This window comes from Virgibacillus sp. MSJ-26, assembly GCF_018918075.1.
GTDB lineage: Bacteria > Bacillota > Bacilli > Bacillales > Amphibacillaceae > MSJ-26.
In genome coordinates, this window is sequence record NZ_JAHLPW010000003.1 from 277,919 (window position 1) to 297,010 (window position 19,092).

Genomic DNA, 19,092 nt, shown 5'->3' on the forward strand with positions numbered 1-19,092 from the left:
CAAACTTATTAAATATTCAATAAATTAAAATAGAAAATAAAAAATCACCCCTCCTCACGTATGAAAAAGGGTGACTTCTGTATATTACTCTTTAAAATTCACACATTCCAATCGGGCTAAGACTCTGTATTTCTCGCATTCGACTTGCCCTTATTACGTCTTTGTTCGTCTGGCAATTTGGGTTCATTATTTTTATTTTTCTTTGGTGCTTGTTCATTCTTCTTCATGTGATGACCTCCATTCATTAATTAAGGTAACCAGAATGACACGCACTATACGTTGGGACGGAGTGCCTATCCGAAACCGCTGAAAAAGTGCTTCAACCTAGGACATAATCTCCAGCAGACTTTTTGGATTTTGAAGTTACACACCTAGAATATGGTTTAGGAGCAATTCCAGAGAGGCTAATGCAGGTACACTACCTGAAATATGAGTTAGGAACAAAACCAGAGAGGCTAATGCAGGTACACTACCTGGAATATGAGTTAGGAACAAATCCAGAGAGGCTAATGCAGGTACACTACCTGGAATATGAGTTAGGAACAATTCCAGGGAGGCTAATGTAGGTACACTACCTGGAATATGAGTTAGGAACAAAACCAGGGAGGCTAATGTATATACTGGCCGACATGTGGTGCGTGAGCAAGTTGGAGGACTTTTTCAGTGAACTCCACCTGTCCCTAGTGTCCCTGTAATTGTTTTTTGACTTTTTGTATGATTTTTTTAAGTTTTTGGTGTTCTTTGTTTGTTAGTTTGGATTGTCCGTATCTTACTTTTTGGTATAGCTCTAATTCATCAGGTTTTAGTTTTAGGCGTATAAACCAGTCTTCAATGGTTTCATAACTTTTTCTGCCGTATCCGTTTTTGTCTGCTTCTTTTTCGAGGTCAAGGACGAGCTTTCTAATAGGATGTTCCGGTTCTTCCTCTGGGGGATCCTGTTGACCTTTTTCATCAAAAAGCTGACTTCCATCAACGGGATTGACTTGTATGTTAGGATCATTCCACTGATTTTCATTATCGCTCGGAAGTGGATGGTATTTTCTTTTTTTATAAAGAAGCCCGGCGATTGCGATCAACACTGCAGGTAGAACGATGAACTTCCATATGCTGAACCCACTTTCACCATTTCCGCCAGTCACTGGGGCTTCCTTTATTTCTTTTAAATCATCCATGTCGCTTTTAAAATTGTCGATGATTTGATTGTAGCTTTTTTCATCAATTATATCTAAATTCAGGCTTATCCCAGCCCAATTTAGTAAATCCGCGATGCCGTACACCACGGTTTTAAAACCGAATCCAATGACTGAAAAAATAATTCCGATCGCGCCGTTGATGAGCGGATATAGCACATATAAAGCAATACCGCCACTTAACAGCAACAGGGTGAAGAATAGTGATTTATTCTGCGCGCGTTTTGATTGAGGTGCCGAAAATGTTAAGTCGAGCCAGTAACCGCTAATCACAACAATGGCTTGAACCGCTCCCATCCAAATAAGGTTATCATTATAGAAAAACATCACTTCGATTAGAAGCAATACGGTCGTTAAAGTAAAGAGGATTAAGCGGTTATTTTCCACCCCGCTCATTTCAAAAGTCCATTCACGCCAGAAGAGGTAACCGAGTAATAAAATAGCTATGGCTACCGGATACCCTAGCCCATAAACAGCGAACGCAAAACCTAATAACAAAATCGGCAAATAAACGAGATAGCTTTTTGTTAATTTTATCCCTGCGTCAAACAGGATTAGGGTTATCATCACGATGAAAAGAAAACTCCAGAAAGGATACTGCATCTGGCTCACAGAGAAAATTGGCACCATGATAAAGTAAAATAAAATGCCTTCAGGTATCAGTTGGAGTAGTTTACTTAGATTAAACTTCATGTCGTTCTCTCCCTTTGGCAGCAAACGGTAATAGGGTTGATGCCTCAATATAGAAAACTTGATGCCCCAGTGTTTTCAATTCCTCGATGGATTCCCTGTTGTCGTTATCCGAATCCCCTAAATAGATAATCCTTTGTGAATGCATATGTTGGTTAGAAACTAAATAAAAAATACTGTTCATTGGGTAAATATTATTCACATCAACAATCGCTAAGGCTTCCAATATTCTTCTGAAATGGCCGATCCCTTTTCCCTCTTTGACATGTAGCGGGCCTGAAGTTGTGTGATTATTGACAAACATTTCCACGGGTAGTCCTTGCTTAATGATATGTTTCGCGATATAAGCCGCTTCTGATAAATACTTTTCCGCATCCTTACTCACATAATCGTTACCAAGCGGACTTTTAACTGCAATATTAATTAAAAGAAGCCAAGAGAGATTTTGATTGTGCTCAAAGACTTTTGTTTGCAAGGTTTGGCGTTTAGCGCTCGCTTTCCAATGAATCCGTTTAAATGAATCGGAAGGGAGATAGTCTCTCGTATGAATAGGTTGCAGGACATCTTCATACGTTGAAAAAGGGCTTGTCTCCTCACCAAAATAATTGTCGTGAGTTTTTGTGATGTTTTGAACAAATTTAGCATTGGGATAAATAATTGCCGTCGTGTCATAATGGTCATCAAAAGCTAGTTCGACCGTTTCAAAAGTAAGTGGATGGGAAAATGTATAGCGGATATTACGAATGCCCATCTTGCCCCGACTCATTGCTTTAAGTGGGACAGTGGCACTCACTTCATCTTTTCCAACAATTGAAATGGGAATCCGGTAAGTATTCCACTCACCATATTTTAGATGAAAATAGTTATGATTCATGACATTATGACTCGCGTCAAAATAAAGATACCCTTCCATATATGGCATAACCGAGTGATTCCGAATTTTTATTTCGAAATGCAATTCCTCTCCGACAAATACACGAGTAAATCGTGTCGGGTTAACTAAAATAAGTTTTTCGCCCATTTTTTTGTTATACACGCGAATGAACAAAAAATAAATTGCGAGTAAGCCGATGAATAAAAAAGGTAGGCGCCGCTCTAAAAATAAACTAACGACGGCGAGCAGTGCGCCCATAACCATGAGCACGTCAATTTGCAGATGATTTTCTTGTATTGTTTTTCTCCATTGCATCAGGTGTCCACCTTCGTTTCTCTTGGAGGTTAGGAATTTTCACTATTTTTTCATTATACAGGAATGTCTGCAGATTTTTCTACGTATTCTATTTTTTCTTTTTGTTTTTTTGAAAAGAATAGGATTACAATAGAGGTAAGTTATAAGATATCTGAAGGAGGAATTTAAATGAAAAAACATTTTATCCTTGCCTCATCTTCACCACGGAGACAAGCCCTTTTACAACAAGTGCACATCCCTTTTACCGTTCGAAAGCCGGATGTCGATGAGTCACAAGTAATCGAAAGTGATCCAGAAGAAAAGGTGGAACAGTTAGCAAGGCTTAAAGGTTTGGCGACAACTCTTTCGAATGAATCAGAAGTCATTTTATCAGCGGATACGGTTGTCGCTTATAAAAATAAAATCTTCGGAAAGCCCAAAAGTGAGCAAGATGCTCTACAGATGCTTTCATTACTAAGCGGCTCCGTACACGATGTTTATACCGGAGTCATGCTTCGATCTGCTCATAAGGAAGAAATCTTTGTGGAAAAAACAAAAGTAGAATTTTGGCCGCTGTCCAATGCCGAAATTAACTCCTATATCGCAACCGACGAACCGTATGATAAAGCTGGTGCATACGGCATTCAAAGCGCAGGCGCCATGTTTGTCAAACAAATTATCGGCGACTATTTCACCGTCGTCGGATTACCAATTTCCCGTGTCTGCAGAGAATTAAAGTATTTTTCCATACAACCTGATGTTAGTGAATTTTAATAGTGAGACGGCTCTATCGGTCAAAAGCTACTCGGATTTGTAAATTTTAACCGAGAGAGCGGCTCTCTCGGTCAAAAGTCAGCCATATTCGTTAATTCTAACCGTGAGATCGCTTCTCTCGGTCAAAAACCACCTGAATTCGTTAATTCTAACCGTGAAATCGCCTCTCTCGATCAAAAACCATCTGAATTCGTTAATTCTAACCGTGAGACTGCCTCTCTCGGTCAAAATCACCTCGACCCGTAAAAACTAATCGAGAGGGAAACGCACTCGTCAGCAAGCAAAACGCCCACCCCCTCTTATTAAATAACTCCCTTCACATGACGAATAAATTGCTGAGCGCGAATACGGTGGGTGTGGTTTTTGTGAATAAACTTGTAGCCTGCGAGGGCGATTTCTTTTCGTTTTTTTTCATTGATTAAATAATATAATCCTTTGTTATAAAAATTTGTTTGATCTGCCACAACATAGTTAACCCCATCTTTGAAGCCTAACTCAGCTAAGTCTGGATTTTCCTCGGCGATTAATAACGAATAACAGCCTGGAACTTCGAAGTATTTCATGACAGGATATTTGTAGATGGAACCACAGGTGAAAAATATTTTTGCACGGTTAATTTCTTTGGCAAAATCCTCATCGATAATATACATCGAGCGGTCTTGCTTAAGATGGCCCGGATGTTTGTGGTACACGAATCCTGCGATATTTTCCATTTTATCCCTAACTGCGGCACGGAATGGGTAACTTTGGGCGATATGACCCATCAGAAGAAAATCAATATCTTTGGCGAGACCCCAGTTTCTAATGATCTTAGGGTTTATCGAAAACGGTAAGAAACGGAAGTGAGATTTATATTCCGGAAACCGCTTGAGAAAAGCATGTTTGCTGACTGAAAAAATTAGTGAGATATTATTCTTTTTGAAGTATTCTATTCTTTTATCATTTTTCCAATGGGCATCGATAACATAGGTTCCTATAGGGATATCGATTTTATCTAAGTTCTCAATCCTTGGAGATAAAAGATTTTGTGCTGTAATATCATAATGAAAAATGAAATCCGGCCTGCTTTTCTGCTGCTTTAAAATTTCCAATATATCCCCATCTTCGTGATGATATGAAACATTGGCAAACTCTTCAACAGCTTCTAGAAACTCATACTTCACCTTATGTTTCGGATATATTTTATCAAATCTCCTCACAAGCATGAGTATATTAAGTTTCCCCATCTTACCAACCTCCTTTACTTTTGTGGGACAGAGGGACAGGCACACTGTCCCAAGGGTAACATTTAGGTAATAATGGGACAGAGCACCTGTCCCCATGTCCCTATCCCCATGTCCCTAAGTGAGACGCAGCACCTGTCCCCATGTCCCTAGTTGAAATAAGATTTGCTGAATGATTGTTTCATTGTTTTGATGTCTTGTGGGGTCATGGGTTCGACGTGTTTGAGGATTTCTTGTTTAATGTGGTTGCGGTATTTTGGTGCTAGGAATTCTTGAGATTTGGAATACCATTTGTTCATCCAGTCGACTTGTAACGTATCGCCGCGCACATTTTTCTTTAATGCCAGCATTTTGGGATGATTTCCGTTATAATGCGCAGTGATATAGGCTAAGATACTTGCAAAATAAATCGGTGGTGGTGCGTTCAAGACTATTTTTGCATCTCTAATATTAAATAATTTATCTAGGAAACTATCACTAATCGATTGGTTCCTCATCACTTTTTCAAGTAAACTTTTTCTGAAACATTTGAAGCAGTTCATACATGGCTGTTTAATTTTCCCTCGACTACAGGCTTGGGCGAATTCATGATACGAGGAGTTATTAACAATCCTTGTGGTGATAACTTCACTTAACCCGATTGTCGGGAGTGTATACGTCAAATCAACAGCTGTGAGAAGTTTGAACCATGGATCTCCCACCTCTGTCTTTTTACAATCTTTGTAGCCGAGATGTCCGATTTGATAGCCGATTTCTAAGGTTTGGCCGTGGCCTACGGAATCGAAGCCGTAATAATCTGCTAATAATAAGGGTGGAACAGCATCTGCTAAATAACTATTAAAGCCAACCGGTTTCCTTAAATATTGCATATCCGTCTTAATTTTATGGACGGGTCTTCCGAGAGCAGCCATCCTATCACAGGCATAATAAGCAGCTTCTTGATTTAATAGAGTCTTTACCTCTGGCTTTGGAATCAAGCGATCAAAATAAAATAAATGGGTGTTTTCCGGTAGTAAGATCGCAGCGGCGGTTGAATCAATTCCTCCACTAAACGTTAGAGCCGGCACAGCATTTGATGGTGCTTTTCTTGGAGATAATTCAGCATTCACTGGCAAAACTCTTTTATTCGCTACTCTCTTAACTAGATTATGAAAATTTGGGCTCACGCCTCGTGGCAATCGAATGGTAGAACCAATGAATGGGTGAATAGCTGCAATCATCGCAAGGGCAAAGACATCTGGGTGAACCGATTCGATGGTCCAATCGCTGGGTAAGTGAATTTCAAATTGGTTAGAGTCCATACCGATAGTGGCCGTTGTTTTGAATGTAGAATTAAAAATGGTGTGTGTGTTTGGGTCATCGTTCTCCGGAGTAATCTTTACTATCAATCGTCCATTCTCACATTTATGGTTAATAATCAATCTTTGTTACACCTCCCTTGATTGGGATTTGTTTGAGACGGCTCTGGGACAGTGTACCTGTCCCTATGTCCCACCATATCCCTATGTCCCATGCCCTGCTTGGGACGGAGCACACGCGCCCATGTCCCGCTTCATTGTTTTGATGTCGTGTTTGTTCATGGGTTTGATATGTTTGTAGATTTCTTTTTTGATGTGGTTGCGGTATTTTGGGGCAAGAAGTTCTTGTGATTCGTAATAATATTTATTCATCCAATCTACTTTTAAAGTGTCTCCTCTTGTCTTTTTCTTCAATGCCAACATGTCATTATGCTTACCGTTATAGTGGGCGGTTATATAGGTTAGGACATTTTCAAAATGAACGGGCGACGTGCTGATAATCTTTTTCACTTCTTTAATATTAAATAGTTTATCTAGAAACTTATTATTTATCGGACGATTCATCATCACCCTTTCTAATAAACTTTTTCTGAAACATTGATAACAGTTCATGCATGGTTTTTTAACTTTACCTCTAGCACAGGGTTGAGCGAAGTCACGAAACGGTGATTGATTGATAATTTTCGTCGTACTAATTTCACTGAGGCCAATGGTCGGTAGCGTAAATGGCATATCGATTGCTTCTAATAATTTATGCCACGGACTTCCTACGTTATTATGTTTACAGTCTTTAAAATTTTGTATACCGACTTGATAACCGATTTCGAGCGTCTGCCCATGACCGGCTGAATCCAGTCCATAATAATCGGCTAATAAGAGTGCGGGGACCGAATCTGTTAGAAACGTAGAAAAGCCCACTGGCTTCCTGATATATTGCATATCCGTTTTAATTTTATGAACATTTCTTCCTAATTTAGTTAATGAATCACAGGCATAATAGGCAGCTTCTTGATTTAATAGTTTAAGCGTCTGCCCTTTAGGAGGCATCCGGTCTATATAAAATAAATGCGCATCCTTAGGCAGTAATAAAGCAGCCACATTCGAATCAATCCCACCACTGTATGACAAAGCAGGCACGGCACTAGTTGGTGCTTTCCGCGGCGTAAGTTCCTCATTAATTGGTAAAATTTCTATATTCGTGGCCGTCTTAACTTGGTTGTGAAAAGTCCTGCTCACGCCAAGACGCAACCTGATTTTCGGTCCGCAAAATGGGTGAACAATCGCCATCATAGCGAGTGCGAAAGCGTCAGGGTGAATCGATCTTACGGTCCAATCGGTGGGTAAATGTATTTCACATCTCCTGGATCCCATTTCCACTTTCATTGTTTTTTTAAATACATTGTTAAAAATGTGTTGTGTTGTCGGGTCGTCTTCTTCAGGGGTGAATAGCAATTCTAATTTTCCTTTTTGGCATGTGTAATCAATAATCATTTTCTTCACACCTTTTTATTAACTTTCGTATTATCTATTCTATTGAACAGGGTGCTTTGTTGTATGGGGCTTTATAATGTGACTTGGAAATGTGCTAACAACTGAAGATGACAGCTAGCCGTCGCTTCTTTCGATGAGGGATTCTATTATGGTACGATGAGGTTAATGGAGGTAGATAATGATGAAAAATATTTCATTTATAGAAACAGGTACGGGGCTTGATGTTCATGGTCAGGATGTGAATGTGGCGGCGCGTCGGGCAGTTGAAGATGCGGTGCATTATAATTCGATGCCGGGTGTGAAGAAAATTTTGCCTGATGAGGATTTGAATCAGATGAAGGTGAACGTGAAACTGGCGGTGCCGGCGGATGAGGATGAGCTGGATGTGGAAAAAATTAAGGCGATGATTCCTTATGGGGCGGTGTCGGTTGAGGTGATGCAAGGCGGCATGGCGACGACGAGTGGTATTTATTTGGAAGAGCAGCGGGATAAGAATGACTTGATGTATATTGTGAATGCGGCGGTGGAAGTGGGATATTAAGAGCTGGTGCGTTCTGCGTCCCGGGAAAAATGGGACGGTGTGCCTGTCCCCATGTCCCAATGTTTAGCGGTTCTTTTTTCGAGGTATAGATTTATATGGCTATGATTTATTAAGGAGGTTTTAGTTTGGGTTTTGAGATATATGGTCCGTATAAGTCAATGGATGATGCTGTTGCTAATGTTGAGGTTCTTGGTTTAAAGGGATATAGAGATGATTCGATTAATGTGATTGCAAAGGAAGATTTGGCTGATAAACTTAATAAAAGGGTTAATTCGACTGTAATCAGCACATACAGAGCGGCTGATGATGAAGCGGAGAAGCATCTTTATAAGGTTTTTCGTGGCTTAGAAATGTCGAAGGTTCAGTCGGAGCGTTTTAAAGATTCGATTAAATCAGGTCAAATTATTGTCGCTGTTGACCCTGAGGACCATCGAATGGGTAATGAAATAGTTAGTGATACTGAGGCTTTAACAGAAGTATTACATTAATGATTTAAGAGAGGCGTTTGCTTAGCGTCTCTTTTTTTATAGCTTAGTGAACTATAATATTAAACTTTTTGAAAGTATATGTTATGGTATAGATGTACAAACAAATACGTTTCTGCTAGGGGTGCCTGTAAAGGCTGAGATTAAAGTGATCTTTAAGACCCTTGGAACCTGATCTGGTTGATACCAGCGGAGGGAAGTGGAAAATCGCGCTCGCTTAAGTGGTGGCGTTTGTTTTGATGAAGCACACCATGATTCTAGAGCTTATCATATCATGCGATTCCATTTCCTCCTCCAACAGTCGGAAACGATCATTAGGGGAGGAATTTTTAATGAAATTTTCAGAGTCATTGAAGGAAACGGCGAAACATAGTTGGGAATTGAGCTTGAATCATCCTTTTGTTCAGGGGATTGTCAACGGGGATCTGCCTCTTGAAACATTCAAAAATTACATCATGCAGGACATCTACTATTTAAAGCATTATGGAAAAATACATGCCTTTGCCGCAGCACATGCTGACGATTTCAGTTTGGTTTCCAAATTAGCGGATAAAGCAAGACGTACAGCTGAGGCAGAGCTTACGGTTCACAATGAACATGCAAGAATTTTAAAAATAACGGATGAGGACATTGAAAATTTTAAACCAGCGCCAACGGCATACGCCTATACATCGCATCTGTACCGGGCTGCTTTGTCTGGTAATCTGGCGGAAATTGTGGCCGCGATGTTGCCATGTTACTGGTTGTACGCAGATATTGGTCTGCAAAATAAAGACGCTAAGCCTGGTGTTGAAATTTATGAAAACTGGATTGGAACATATGCGAGCGAATGGTTCCAGACATCAACGAATGAAATGATTGACTTGCTTGATGAACTTGCCGAAAAAGCGAGCGGTGACGAAAAGGAAAAAATTAAGGAGCAGTTCATTATCGCGAAAGAATATGAACTCGCCTTTTGGGAAATGTCCTATACCTTTGAATCATGGCTGTCGGAACAGAAAAAAATTAAGGAGACGATTTAGTCCAGCTCGTTCACCGTTTAAAATAATTTTTAGCATGAAATATTACAATTGAAGTTGTGCAGTCCATCTTGTGGTGGACTGCATTTTTATTTTATAGTTAACATTTATGCTGCTATTAAAAACCTCGACTTTTCCTTATGTGTAATTTACTCTATCGATACGTAATTTCGAATTCCAGCGATTTCACACCGTGACAGACTCTATCGATGCGTATTTCCCAAGTTCAAAGATTTCACACCATGACAGGCACTCTATCGATGCGTAATTCTCAAGTTCAAAGATTTCACATCGTGACAGGCACTCTATCGATGCGTAATTCTCAAGTTCAAAGATTTCACACCATGACAGGCGCTCTATCGATGCATAATTCTCAAGTTCAAGGATTTCACATCGTGAGAGATGATCTATCGATGCAGAATCCCCGTTTTCGACGAAATCACATGATTAGAGATTTTTTAACGCTTTAATGTTTTTATCTATAATGGTATTATTTTCTTATATCTTGATTAAGACAGACTTAACTCTACATAACTTAATAATACGATATTTTTTTGAAGGATATCTTGTAATACTGCTTTCTAGAGAGGATGGACACGATGAAGAAAATGTTTAAAAATTGGGGTGGCTTGGTGGCGAATTCCAAGAGCCGCTGGGCAACGATTTTTATTTGGATTTTATTGATTGGTATTTTCTCTTATGTTTGGCCGCAAGTGAATGACCGTGAGACGACAGATAATCAGTTGCTGCCTGAAGATGCGATGTCGGTTGAAGCGGGTAAACTTCAGAACGAGGAATTTTCAGATGATGCTGGGACACCTTTACTCTTGGTTTGGTACCGGGATGGTGGGCTTGAGACGTCTGATTTTGAGGCGATTCAAGCAGTATACGGTGAGTTGGATGAGGATCCCGTTGCTCATCAGACATTTATCCCACCATTTGCCGAGGCTCCACCTGAAGCATTGATGGGAAGTGCTTCTGACGATGGGGCGGCATTATCGACGCCAGTATTTTTCGATGACGACGCTTCAACAGATCAATTGCATGCAAGTCTTGAAGAACTGCAGCAACGGATTGAACAGGAATTCGGTGCTGATATTGTTGAGGATGACCTAGAGGACTCTGGACTTCATGTTCGATTTTCAGGTCCGGTTGGCATTCAAACAGATGCGGTGTCACTATTTAGTAATGCTGATATAACACTACTTATCACGACCGTGTTACTAGTATTTATTTTACTTATTTTATTGTACCGTTCTCCAATTTTAGCCATCGTCCCGCTTGTGGCAGTTGGGATTGCGTATGGCTTAATCAGTCCATTGCTAGGGTTCTTAGCGGATAAAGGTTGGATTGTCGTTGATTCTCAAGCGATCTCAATTATGACTGTGCTGTTGTTTGGTGCAGGTACGGATTATTGTTTATTTTTAATTTCACGTTACCGGGAGGAACTGCGTCGTGAAGAAGATAAATATGTGGCTTTGAAACACGCGGTTCGTGGCACAGGTGGCGCCATCATGATGAGCTCAATGACGACTGTATTAGGATTATTATCGCTCGGTTTGGCGTATTACGCGTCTTATGAACGCTTCGCTGTACCGTTTAGTTTATCAATTTTCATCATGGGCATTGCCGCATTGACCTTACTTCCAGCGATTTTAGCCTTGCTTGGCCGGATTGCTTTTATCCCGTTTATACCCCGACCTGAAAAAATGATTCAAGAAATTGAAGAGAAAAAAGGAAAAAAACTGCGTCGCCCGAAACCAAGCCACCGTATTGGAAAAAAGATTGGTGCGTGGGTAACGGAAAAACCGTGGTTAATCATTGCCACGACGGTCATTGTGCTTGGAGGGTTGGCGGCATTCGTTCCTAAAATGCAATTCACTTATGGTTTACTGGACTCATTTCCAGAAGATATGCCGTCACGAGAAGGATTTTCAATTATCGAAGAGCACTACCCACCAGGCGAAATTGCTCCTGTTAATATTATTGTTGATACGGAGGGCGAAGACGTGGCACTTCAAGATGAATTGGCCGATTTATCATATGTTGAATCGGTTGATGATCCGAGTGACAGTTCAGAAAATGACGCGTTGAAGGAATGGACGATGACACTCTCGATCAGCCCTTATTCAACAGAAGCGGTTGAAAGTATCCCTGATATTAAGGCGTTGGTCGTCTCTAACTTGGAAAAGTCAGGTATCACCCATGCTGAAGATAACGTCTGGATTGGTGGCGAAACCGCAACACTCTACGACACCGAGGAAATTACTAATCGAGATCAATCTATAATTATGCCCGTCCTTCTTTTAGTTATCGGTATACTTCTAGTAGTATATTTACGCTCAATCGTTGCTATGATTTATTTGCTAGCAACCGTATTGTTATCATATTTATCAGCTCTCGGACTCGGTTGGATTTTATTACATCATGTTTTTGACGTTCCAGAGATTCAAGGTCTAATACCGCTTTATGCCTTTGTTTTCTTAGTTGCGCTTGGTGAGGATTATAATATTTTCCTCGTTTCAAGCATATGGCGAAAGCGCAGAGAAATGCCATTAAAACAGGCTATTTCAGAAAGTGTCGGAGAAACAGGAAGTGTCATCAGTTCAGCAGGGTTAATTTTAGCAGGAACTTTTTCCGTTTTAGCCGTCCTACCACTGCAAGTGCTCGTTCATTTTGGAACCATCACAGCCATCGGAATTTTGCTCGATACATTTATTGTTAGACCACTTCTCGTTCCGGCGATTACCACAGTTCTCGGTCGGTTTGCATTTTGGCCAGGTGAAATGTGGAAAATGAAAAATAGCGAGGGAAGTAAATCAAAAATACGCGAGTAGTTATTTGAATAGATGATTGAATTGTTCTAGCGAGGCACTGTTCTAAAAGTCGAAAATCGATTTACACTGAACAGTGCCTCCTCTTTTTTTATGGCTAATATCCATTAACTCCCTGTTCATTTCCGCCTCTCTTTGATAAACTATTGACAATGACGATATTTTCAGTTGATTTGGATACACTTTGATTAATCGATACTTTTTGCTTAGTTTCTACTATTCTCACGTTGCAAATAATATTAACAGATGGGGGAAAATAAGTTGATGGGCTCAATTTTTCAAGGGTTTGCTTGGTATGAAATCGTGGGGCCACTTTGGCTCGCTCTCGTTATATGGCTCGGCTATTCATATAACAAACATATTATCAAGTCGCCTGAATACGACGTTGGTTCCGGTCGAGTGAAATACTTTTATACAGGACTTGTTCTATTGTACTTGCTGCATGGGAGTCCATTTTCGATTATCGCGGATCATTATTTATTCAGTGCATTGATGCTGCAAATGTCACTCACTTATTTTGTCGTAGTGCCGTTACTGATTATCGGTTTGCCATTTAAATGGTTTAAAAAGTATGCGTGGAATCATAAACTGCGCTTGTCCATTAAAGTCGCTGGACACCCATGGCTGACACTCGTTATTTTCAGTGGGATGTTTACAGTGTATTTTATACCAAGTGTCTTTAATGTCATTCATGCCAGTATCATCTTGACCTTGACTGTTAAAATCGTGATGCTCGTGTACGCCTTTTTCATGTGGTGGGCGATAATCAATCCGGTGCGCCGCTTAAATGACCTTGCTCCCCTAGTTAGGATCGGCTATATTTTCTTTGCCTCACTCGCATTGATGCCGATTGGATTCTTCTTCCTGCTCGTCCTGACCGCCCATTATCCTGCTTATCAGGGTACGGTCGGTGATATTTTTCCAGTTATGACCGCTGTTTATGATCAGCAATTGGCAGGCGGCCTACTGAAGCTGATTCAGCTATCAAGCTTTATTTTTGCCATGTATAAAATCGTGCAAGGTTGGGTGTGGCGTGAAGAAGACGAAGGTCATGCCTATGATAAAAACTTCCGCGTCGTTCAAGGTGTTGTTATTCGGGTGGATGATGAGAAGAAATAGCGTTCTTAGGGCTGTCCTCTGTTAGTGTTGATTGCTTGTTGTGGAGGGTTTTTGGGGTATTGCGTTACCCCTAAGATGGATTTTCAGTCCTAGGGGGCACGAGTCGGAGAGTTGCATTACCCCTAAAGCGAATTTTTCTTCTTAGGGGGAATGATTACGAGTTTTGCATTACCCCTATAACGATTTTTCTCACTTAGGGGGCACAATCATGATTACAACTCAGATTCATTTTTTCCATAGGAGGTGGATTACCATTCCAACATGCCAAAGTTGCCATCATGAATGGAGCTGGTCAGAGACTTTTCGCAAAAGTTTTACGTTAGATACGGCCTTAACTTGCCCGCATTGTGGCAACAAACAATATATAACTAAAAAATCAAGAAAAAGAACGTCCCTGCTTGTATTTTTCATTCCGCTCATTATGTTGCTTCGCCTTATTTTCTCAATGACACCATTAATTTCCATTATCCTTTTTGTGGGCGTGGGACTTATCGTATTCATTAGTTTTCCATATTTGACCGAACTGTCTAATCAAGAAGAGCCGCTTTGGTGAATCCTATTTTCAAAAAGTCTATTCTTACACACAAAATTATCTTAATATTAAAACCCTATTGACAATTAGAATTTTAATGCGTATAGTATGTATAACAATTTAATAAAAATTTAATTCTTATCCAGAGAGGTGGAGGGACTGGCCCTTTGAAGCCTCGGCAACAGGTTGTAAGACACTGTGCCAATTCCAGTAGCATTAGCTAGAAGATAAGAAGAGCGACATACATATACATTAAACCTCTTCTTTTTCTAGGAAGAGGTTTTTTTATATAAAAATTTAAATGGAGGTAGGAGTATGGAAAGTGACTTAGCACAAGCTATCAATACTTTAAAATCTAAGAAATGGGTGGATTTAACACATACTTTCGGTCCAAATTCACCGCATTTTGCGGCATTTGATGATGCAGAGTTTAAAACTTTGTTTGATCATGATGACGGATTCTTCGCTCAGAACTTTTCTTTCTCGGGGCAGTATGGAACACATATCGATGCACCAATCCACTTCGTACGCGACCAACGTTATGTCCATGAATTGGGATTAAAAGAACTTATTTTGCCTTTAATCGTAATTGATAAAGTAGAGGCCATTGAAAAAGATCCTAATTTTACATTATCTGTTGAGGATGTTTTGGTATTTGAAGAATCCAATGGAAAAATCGAGCCACATACCTTTGTAGCTTTACGTACAGACTGGAGTCAACGCTGGCCGAACAAAGAAGCCTTTAATAATCAAGATGAAGAAGGAAACAATCAAATACCAGGCTGGGGAATTGAAGCATTAAAGTTTTTATTTGAAGAAAGGCAAATTAAAGCAGTCGGCCATGAAACATTTGATACAGATTCTTCCGTTGAGTATCAAAAGAATGGCGCACTACTTGGTGAATATTATGTCCTTGAACAAGATACCTTTCAAGTAGAACTACTCGCTAATCTAGACCAGGTACCGGCGAAAGGAGCTTATATAGCTAACTTCGTGCCCAAACCTGAAAATGCTTCAGGATTTCCGGTTCGTTCATTTGCCATTTTGCCATAAAAAACAAAGTTATATTAAGAATTTTCCCAATTAAATGGGATTTCTAATAAAATAGAGAAAGTAGGAGTTATTAATGACAAATACACAAACAAAACTAAACGTGCCTTTCAGGGCTGATCATGTAGGAAGTTTCCTAAGACCGGAAACCTTACACCAAGCTCGAAAAGAATTCAAAGAAGGTAAGCTGTCAGCTGAGGAACTATATGACGTTGAGACGAAAGAAATTAAGCGAATCATTGATAAGCAAATTGAAATAGGACTCGACCTTGTGACAGATGGGGAATTTCGCAGAACGTGGTTCCACCTTGATTTCATGGAGCATCTTAACGGTTTTGAAGGTTACGTTCCTGAGCAAGGCTATTTATTTAAAGGCGATGTAGAAACTGAAAGGTATAACGTTAGAAACACGGGGAAGATTTCTTTTAACTCGAATCATCCACATGTTCAAGAGTTTATCGAATTTAATAAACTCGTTGATGGTCGCGCTATCGCGAAGCAAACCATTCCAAGCCCTAATCAGTTTTTCAACGTTGGCATCCGCAATGAAGATATTTATCCGGATATCGAGGAATATGCCAAGGATGTTATCAAGGCTTATCAAGATGCCTATCAAGCCTTTTATGATGCAGGTGTGCGTTACTTGCAATTGGATGATGTTTATATTGCTGGACTATCAGCACCCAACATTCCTTTTAGCGATGGAAAGTATTCACGCGACTATTTGATTGATTTGGCACTAAGAGTGGTGAACGGTTCCTTGGAAAATAAACCTGAAGATTTGATTGTAACGACTCATCTTTGCCGCGGAAACTATCAATCAGCCCATGCCTTTGAAGGCAGCTATGACCGAATCGCACCAACGTTATTTGCTAAGGAAAATGTTGATGGCTTTTTCCTAGAGTATGATGATGAACGCTCGGGCGACTTCAAAGCACTCAAACATATTCCAAAAGGCGGTCCACGTGTTGTGCTTGGCTTAGTCACTTCAAAATCCGGAGAACTTGAAGACCGAAACGAGATCATCTCCCGTATCCACGAAGCGACGAACTACCTGCCACTTGAGCAGCTATGCCTAAGCCCGCAATGTGGCTTCTCATCAACGCATCACGGGAACAAATTAACCGAAGAAGAACAATGGGAAAAATTGAAATTCATCATCGACATCACAAAAGAAGTTTGGGGAGAATAAATCCTATCGCGATTTGGCAGTAGCAGTATCATCAAAAAATGGCTTGGAATATAATCCAAGCCATTTTTCATGAGACTAGAGTGCTCATTTCCCGTTCTTAATGTAAACCAAATTATCCGTCCACTCCCCAAATTCATAGATAAACTTTTCCCGGACACATTCAAAAGTCAATCCGACATTCTCAGCTAATTGAATGGACGCGCTATTATCCAAGTTGATATGAGCTTCAATCCGGTGAAATGCAAGAGATTCAAAAGCAATCTGCAGCACAGCACTCACCGCTTCTTTTCCATAACCTTTTTTCCAAAATTGATTATGGAGCCTGTAGCCGATGGCGCCCCACTGAAATTCCTCTCTCATAATCGTTGATATATCCACATAACCTATATTTTTATAATCCGATTTACGAAAAATACTAAACACATAGATTTTATCCTTCATAGCCAAATCCTGATGCGACCTCACCACTTGATTAAACTTCTCCTGAGTCCATTCGCTTATGACAGTTTTTTCGTCATCATACTTGTTTTGCTTCGGCCGTTTATCATAGAAGCCTGCCAACCACTCTTCGTAATCCGTTTCTTGTAAAGGTCTTAAGACCAACCGTTCAGTTTCTGACACAATATCAAATTCGTCTTTTTCCAATACCAATGTGACATCTCCTCTTCATTCTTTTATTTCTCAACCGCTCATTCAAATTCAAGTTATTTAACATAAGACATCACACCTTTCATGTTTTGTATTGGACAGTATAGTCTTAATAATCTTATCATAATAATCTAATTATTGTAATCTTTTTTGTTAAATTATTTCCGTTCCATTGGATACAACAAATACTCCCATTGGTGAGTGCATTCTTCCAACATAAAATATCCACGCTCTTCATTACGAATGATTCGGGAACATTGTTGTGTTGGAATGGCTCCTTCTTCATAATCACTGGATACGTCAATCCAATGGTCACCAGACGATTCGTCAAAGCGCGTTTCTAAATGGTTACCGTTAATAGTGATTGAGTATCCATTCTCTTTATCTTCTGATCTCGCAATAAATATTTCTATATCTTCTTGATTCACAGAGGCCTGCATGGAATTTAACTGTACTTCCTTCAGCCCCTTCCAAGTCGAAAAGTGAACAACATCCTCAGTGATCCATTGTTCTTTTCCTACTCCGAGAGCCCCTTTTGCATCTAGTCCTCCACTCGGATGATCCGTACCTTGAACGACCAATTCAATCGCCTCATCTTCAAGCTTTTTGCCAACAATACCATCTTTAGTTTTATAAAAATTATAAAAGTATGTCGTCTCACCCAATGTGACATCACGGTATTCAATGAAAAGCGATTGCTGATCATGTGGGGAGTCAATGGTTGTATAGTTGTAATCCATGAACCAGATCATAAAGCTGTATATAAGTAGAACGGGAATAGTTAGACATAAAAAAGATATTGGCCAGAAAATGTAAATCTTTGGAGCACGAAAACCAATAACTGCCAAAACGATAATATTAATCGCAAATGGAATCACATATCCTGTTGGCTTGAAAAAAAGAAAAAAATAATCAGTAGCATGCATGATGACCAGCAGTATGTCTATAGTTACAAGTAGAACTAGTGCCCACTTTGTTTTCGTCATTGTGAATTCCCCATTTTATAAAAATATTAGTGAAAGATCATGTGCCATTATTCACAAACTACCTTTCTTTGTCGATATATACTTTTCAGCGCGAATTTGATGAATCCTGTACTAAAATTAGCTCCTCCGCTAACAACTTTTTAATGCTAGTATAAAGTGAAACAGGCTCGATTACAAAATCATCTTTAGTAGTTTCTTCGACTATACTCATCACGGCATAACCATGGCGTGGTTCAGTAAGTGCAGCCATGATATAAAATACTGAATCCGTAATTGGTATTGGTGGTTTCAATTCAATTTTCCCTCTATATCATCTCATGATACATTTGTTTAAATATATCATGAAGCGATATATCAATCAAAGCTATTATAGAAACTGTTATATGTTGGTGCATTAAATAATTTTTCAAAATAAATGAACCTTTCCCCTTCCCCCTTTGTATAGTTAGTAAATAAGTATTTGGAGGATGATATACATGGATACAGGTTGGATTGTTTCTCTCGTCGTTGTTGGTATTATGACAATATTGATTTTAGCGGTTGTGATTCCCATGGAACGTAAACATGTTGTTCGTGAACATGGTAAAATTAATTATAAGAAAACCAAAATATATTTAAGATGGAATGTTTTTGACACCGTGACAGTTGTTTTGTCTATTTACGCCGTGCTTTGTGTCCAAGTGCTAAACTTTTTAATATCGAGTGGTGAAACAGTTGATAACGTCTATGTACAATTTTTTACGAATCAAGGTCAAGTCTGGACACTCGTTGCAATTCTTTATTTAATATCCAGAGTATCAATGACCTTGAAAGCGATAAAAGAACGTTGGGGCGATGACATTGAATGATCAA

The 19,092-nt window shown here is 39.6% G+C and carries 18 protein-coding genes and 2 riboswitches; of the genes, 10 read left to right on the top strand and 8 right to left on the bottom strand.

The window, feature by feature from the left end; all coding sequences use genetic code 11:
* Positions 1-680: 680 nt before the first annotated feature.
* Complete coding sequence (locus KQI49_RS03285) at positions 681-1,883, bottom strand: hypothetical protein (RefSeq protein WP_216486757.1); 1,203 nt, start codon at positions 1,881-1,883, stop codon at positions 681-683.
* Positions 1,873-3,069, bottom strand: coding sequence for a DUF58 domain-containing protein (locus tag KQI49_RS03290; protein ID WP_216486759.1), 1,197 nt, complete (start codon positions 3,067-3,069; stop codon positions 1,873-1,875). Before KQI49_RS03290 ends, KQI49_RS03285 begins: the two co-directional genes overlap by 11 nt.
* A gap of 168 nt (positions 3,070-3,237) precedes the next feature.
* On the opposite strand from KQI49_RS03290, the gene KQI49_RS03295 reads away from it, so the two are divergent.
* Positions 3,238-3,822, top strand: a complete 585-nt coding sequence (locus KQI49_RS03295) for a Maf family protein (protein ID WP_216486761.1) — start codon at positions 3,238-3,240, stop codon at positions 3,820-3,822.
* 302 nt (positions 3,823-4,124) lie between these two features.
* On the opposite strand, the gene KQI49_RS03300 is transcribed toward KQI49_RS03295, so the two are convergent.
* From KQI49_RS03300 to KQI49_RS03310, 3 genes are all read right to left on the bottom strand, one after another.
* The gene (locus tag KQI49_RS03300; RefSeq protein ID WP_216486763.1) at positions 4,125-5,048 is read right to left on the bottom strand and encodes a glycosyltransferase family protein; all 924 of its coding nucleotides are present in this window, start codon (positions 5,046-5,048) and stop codon (positions 4,125-4,127) included.
* Positions 5,049-5,194: 146 nt separating this feature from the next.
* Complete coding sequence (locus KQI49_RS03305; protein ID WP_216486765.1) at positions 5,195-6,466, bottom strand: DUF6395 domain-containing protein; 1,272 nt, start codon at positions 6,464-6,466, stop codon at positions 5,195-5,197.
* An 81-nt stretch (positions 6,467-6,547) separates the two neighbouring features.
* Positions 6,548-7,834: a DUF6395 domain-containing protein gene (locus KQI49_RS03310; protein WP_216486767.1), complete on the bottom strand. Its 1,287-nt coding sequence runs from the start codon at positions 7,832-7,834 to the stop codon at positions 6,548-6,550.
* A gap of 181 nt (positions 7,835-8,015) precedes the next feature.
* Here KQI49_RS03310 and KQI49_RS03315 point away from each other — a divergent pair, with 181 nt between their 5' ends.
* From KQI49_RS03315 to KQI49_RS03350, 8 genes are all read left to right on the top strand, one after another.
* On the top strand, positions 8,016-8,375 hold the full coding sequence (locus KQI49_RS03315) for a Lin0512 family protein (protein WP_216487022.1): 360 nt from the start codon (positions 8,016-8,018) through the stop codon (positions 8,373-8,375).
* 125 nt (positions 8,376-8,500) lie between these two features.
* Positions 8,501-8,863, top strand: coding sequence for a hypothetical protein (locus tag KQI49_RS03320; protein WP_216486769.1), 363 nt, complete (start codon positions 8,501-8,503; stop codon positions 8,861-8,863).
* A gap of 107 nt (positions 8,864-8,970) precedes the next feature.
* A riboswitch (TPP riboswitch) is annotated at positions 8,971-9,075 on the top strand.
* 117 nt (positions 9,076-9,192) lie between these two features.
* Positions 9,193-9,882 (top strand): thiaminase II, encoded by a 690-nt coding sequence (tenA, locus tag KQI49_RS03325; RefSeq protein WP_216486771.1) that lies wholly within the window; start codon positions 9,193-9,195, stop codon positions 9,880-9,882.
* Between the two features lie 596 nt (positions 9,883-10,478).
* Positions 10,479-12,716: an MMPL family transporter gene (locus KQI49_RS03330; protein ID WP_216486773.1), complete on the top strand. Its 2,238-nt coding sequence runs from the start codon at positions 10,479-10,481 to the stop codon at positions 12,714-12,716.
* 261 nt (positions 12,717-12,977) lie between these two features.
* Positions 12,978-13,832, top strand: a complete 855-nt coding sequence (locus tag KQI49_RS03335; protein WP_253286658.1) for a cytochrome c oxidase assembly protein — start codon at positions 12,978-12,980, stop codon at positions 13,830-13,832.
* Between the two features lie 208 nt (positions 13,833-14,040).
* Entirely contained in the window at positions 14,041-14,385 is a 345-nt protein-coding gene (locus KQI49_RS03340) for a TIGR04104 family putative zinc finger protein (protein WP_253286633.1), read from the top strand.
* A 114-nt stretch (positions 14,386-14,499) separates the two neighbouring features.
* Positions 14,500-14,598, top strand: a riboswitch (SAM riboswitch).
* Between the two features lie 81 nt (positions 14,599-14,679).
* Positions 14,680-15,417 carry a cyclase family protein gene (locus tag KQI49_RS03345; protein WP_216486777.1) on the top strand — a complete coding sequence of 246 codons (738 nt, stop codon included), beginning with the start codon at positions 14,680-14,682 and terminating at the stop codon, positions 15,415-15,417.
* 73 nt (positions 15,418-15,490) lie between these two features.
* A complete protein-coding gene (locus KQI49_RS03350; RefSeq protein ID WP_216486779.1) occupies positions 15,491-16,606 on the top strand; it encodes a 5-methyltetrahydropteroyltriglutamate--homocysteine S-methyltransferase in 1,116 nt (371 codons plus the stop codon).
* Positions 16,607-16,690: 84 nt separating this feature from the next.
* On the opposite strand, the gene KQI49_RS03355 is transcribed toward KQI49_RS03350, so the two are convergent.
* The 3 genes from KQI49_RS03355 to KQI49_RS03365 all read right to left on the bottom strand — a co-directional run bounded on the left by KQI49_RS03355 (position 16,691) and on the right by KQI49_RS03365 (position 18,532).
* A complete protein-coding gene (locus KQI49_RS03355) occupies positions 16,691-17,257 on the bottom strand; it encodes a GNAT family N-acetyltransferase (RefSeq protein WP_216486781.1) in 567 nt (188 codons plus the stop codon).
* A 155-nt stretch (positions 17,258-17,412) separates the two neighbouring features.
* On the bottom strand, positions 17,413-18,240 hold the full coding sequence (locus tag KQI49_RS03360; RefSeq protein ID WP_216486783.1) for a hypothetical protein: 828 nt from the start codon (positions 18,238-18,240) through the stop codon (positions 17,413-17,415).
* Between the two features lie 85 nt (positions 18,241-18,325).
* Positions 18,326-18,532 (bottom strand): PadR family transcriptional regulator, encoded by a 207-nt coding sequence (locus KQI49_RS03365; RefSeq protein WP_371817505.1) that lies wholly within the window; start codon positions 18,530-18,532, stop codon positions 18,326-18,328.
* A gap of 184 nt (positions 18,533-18,716) precedes the next feature.
* On the opposite strand from KQI49_RS03365, the gene KQI49_RS03370 reads away from it, so the two are divergent.
* Positions 18,717-19,088: a group-specific protein gene (locus tag KQI49_RS03370; RefSeq protein ID WP_216486785.1), complete on the top strand. Its 372-nt coding sequence runs from the start codon at positions 18,717-18,719 to the stop codon at positions 19,086-19,088.
* The last annotated feature ends 4 nt before the right edge of the window (positions 19,089-19,092 follow it).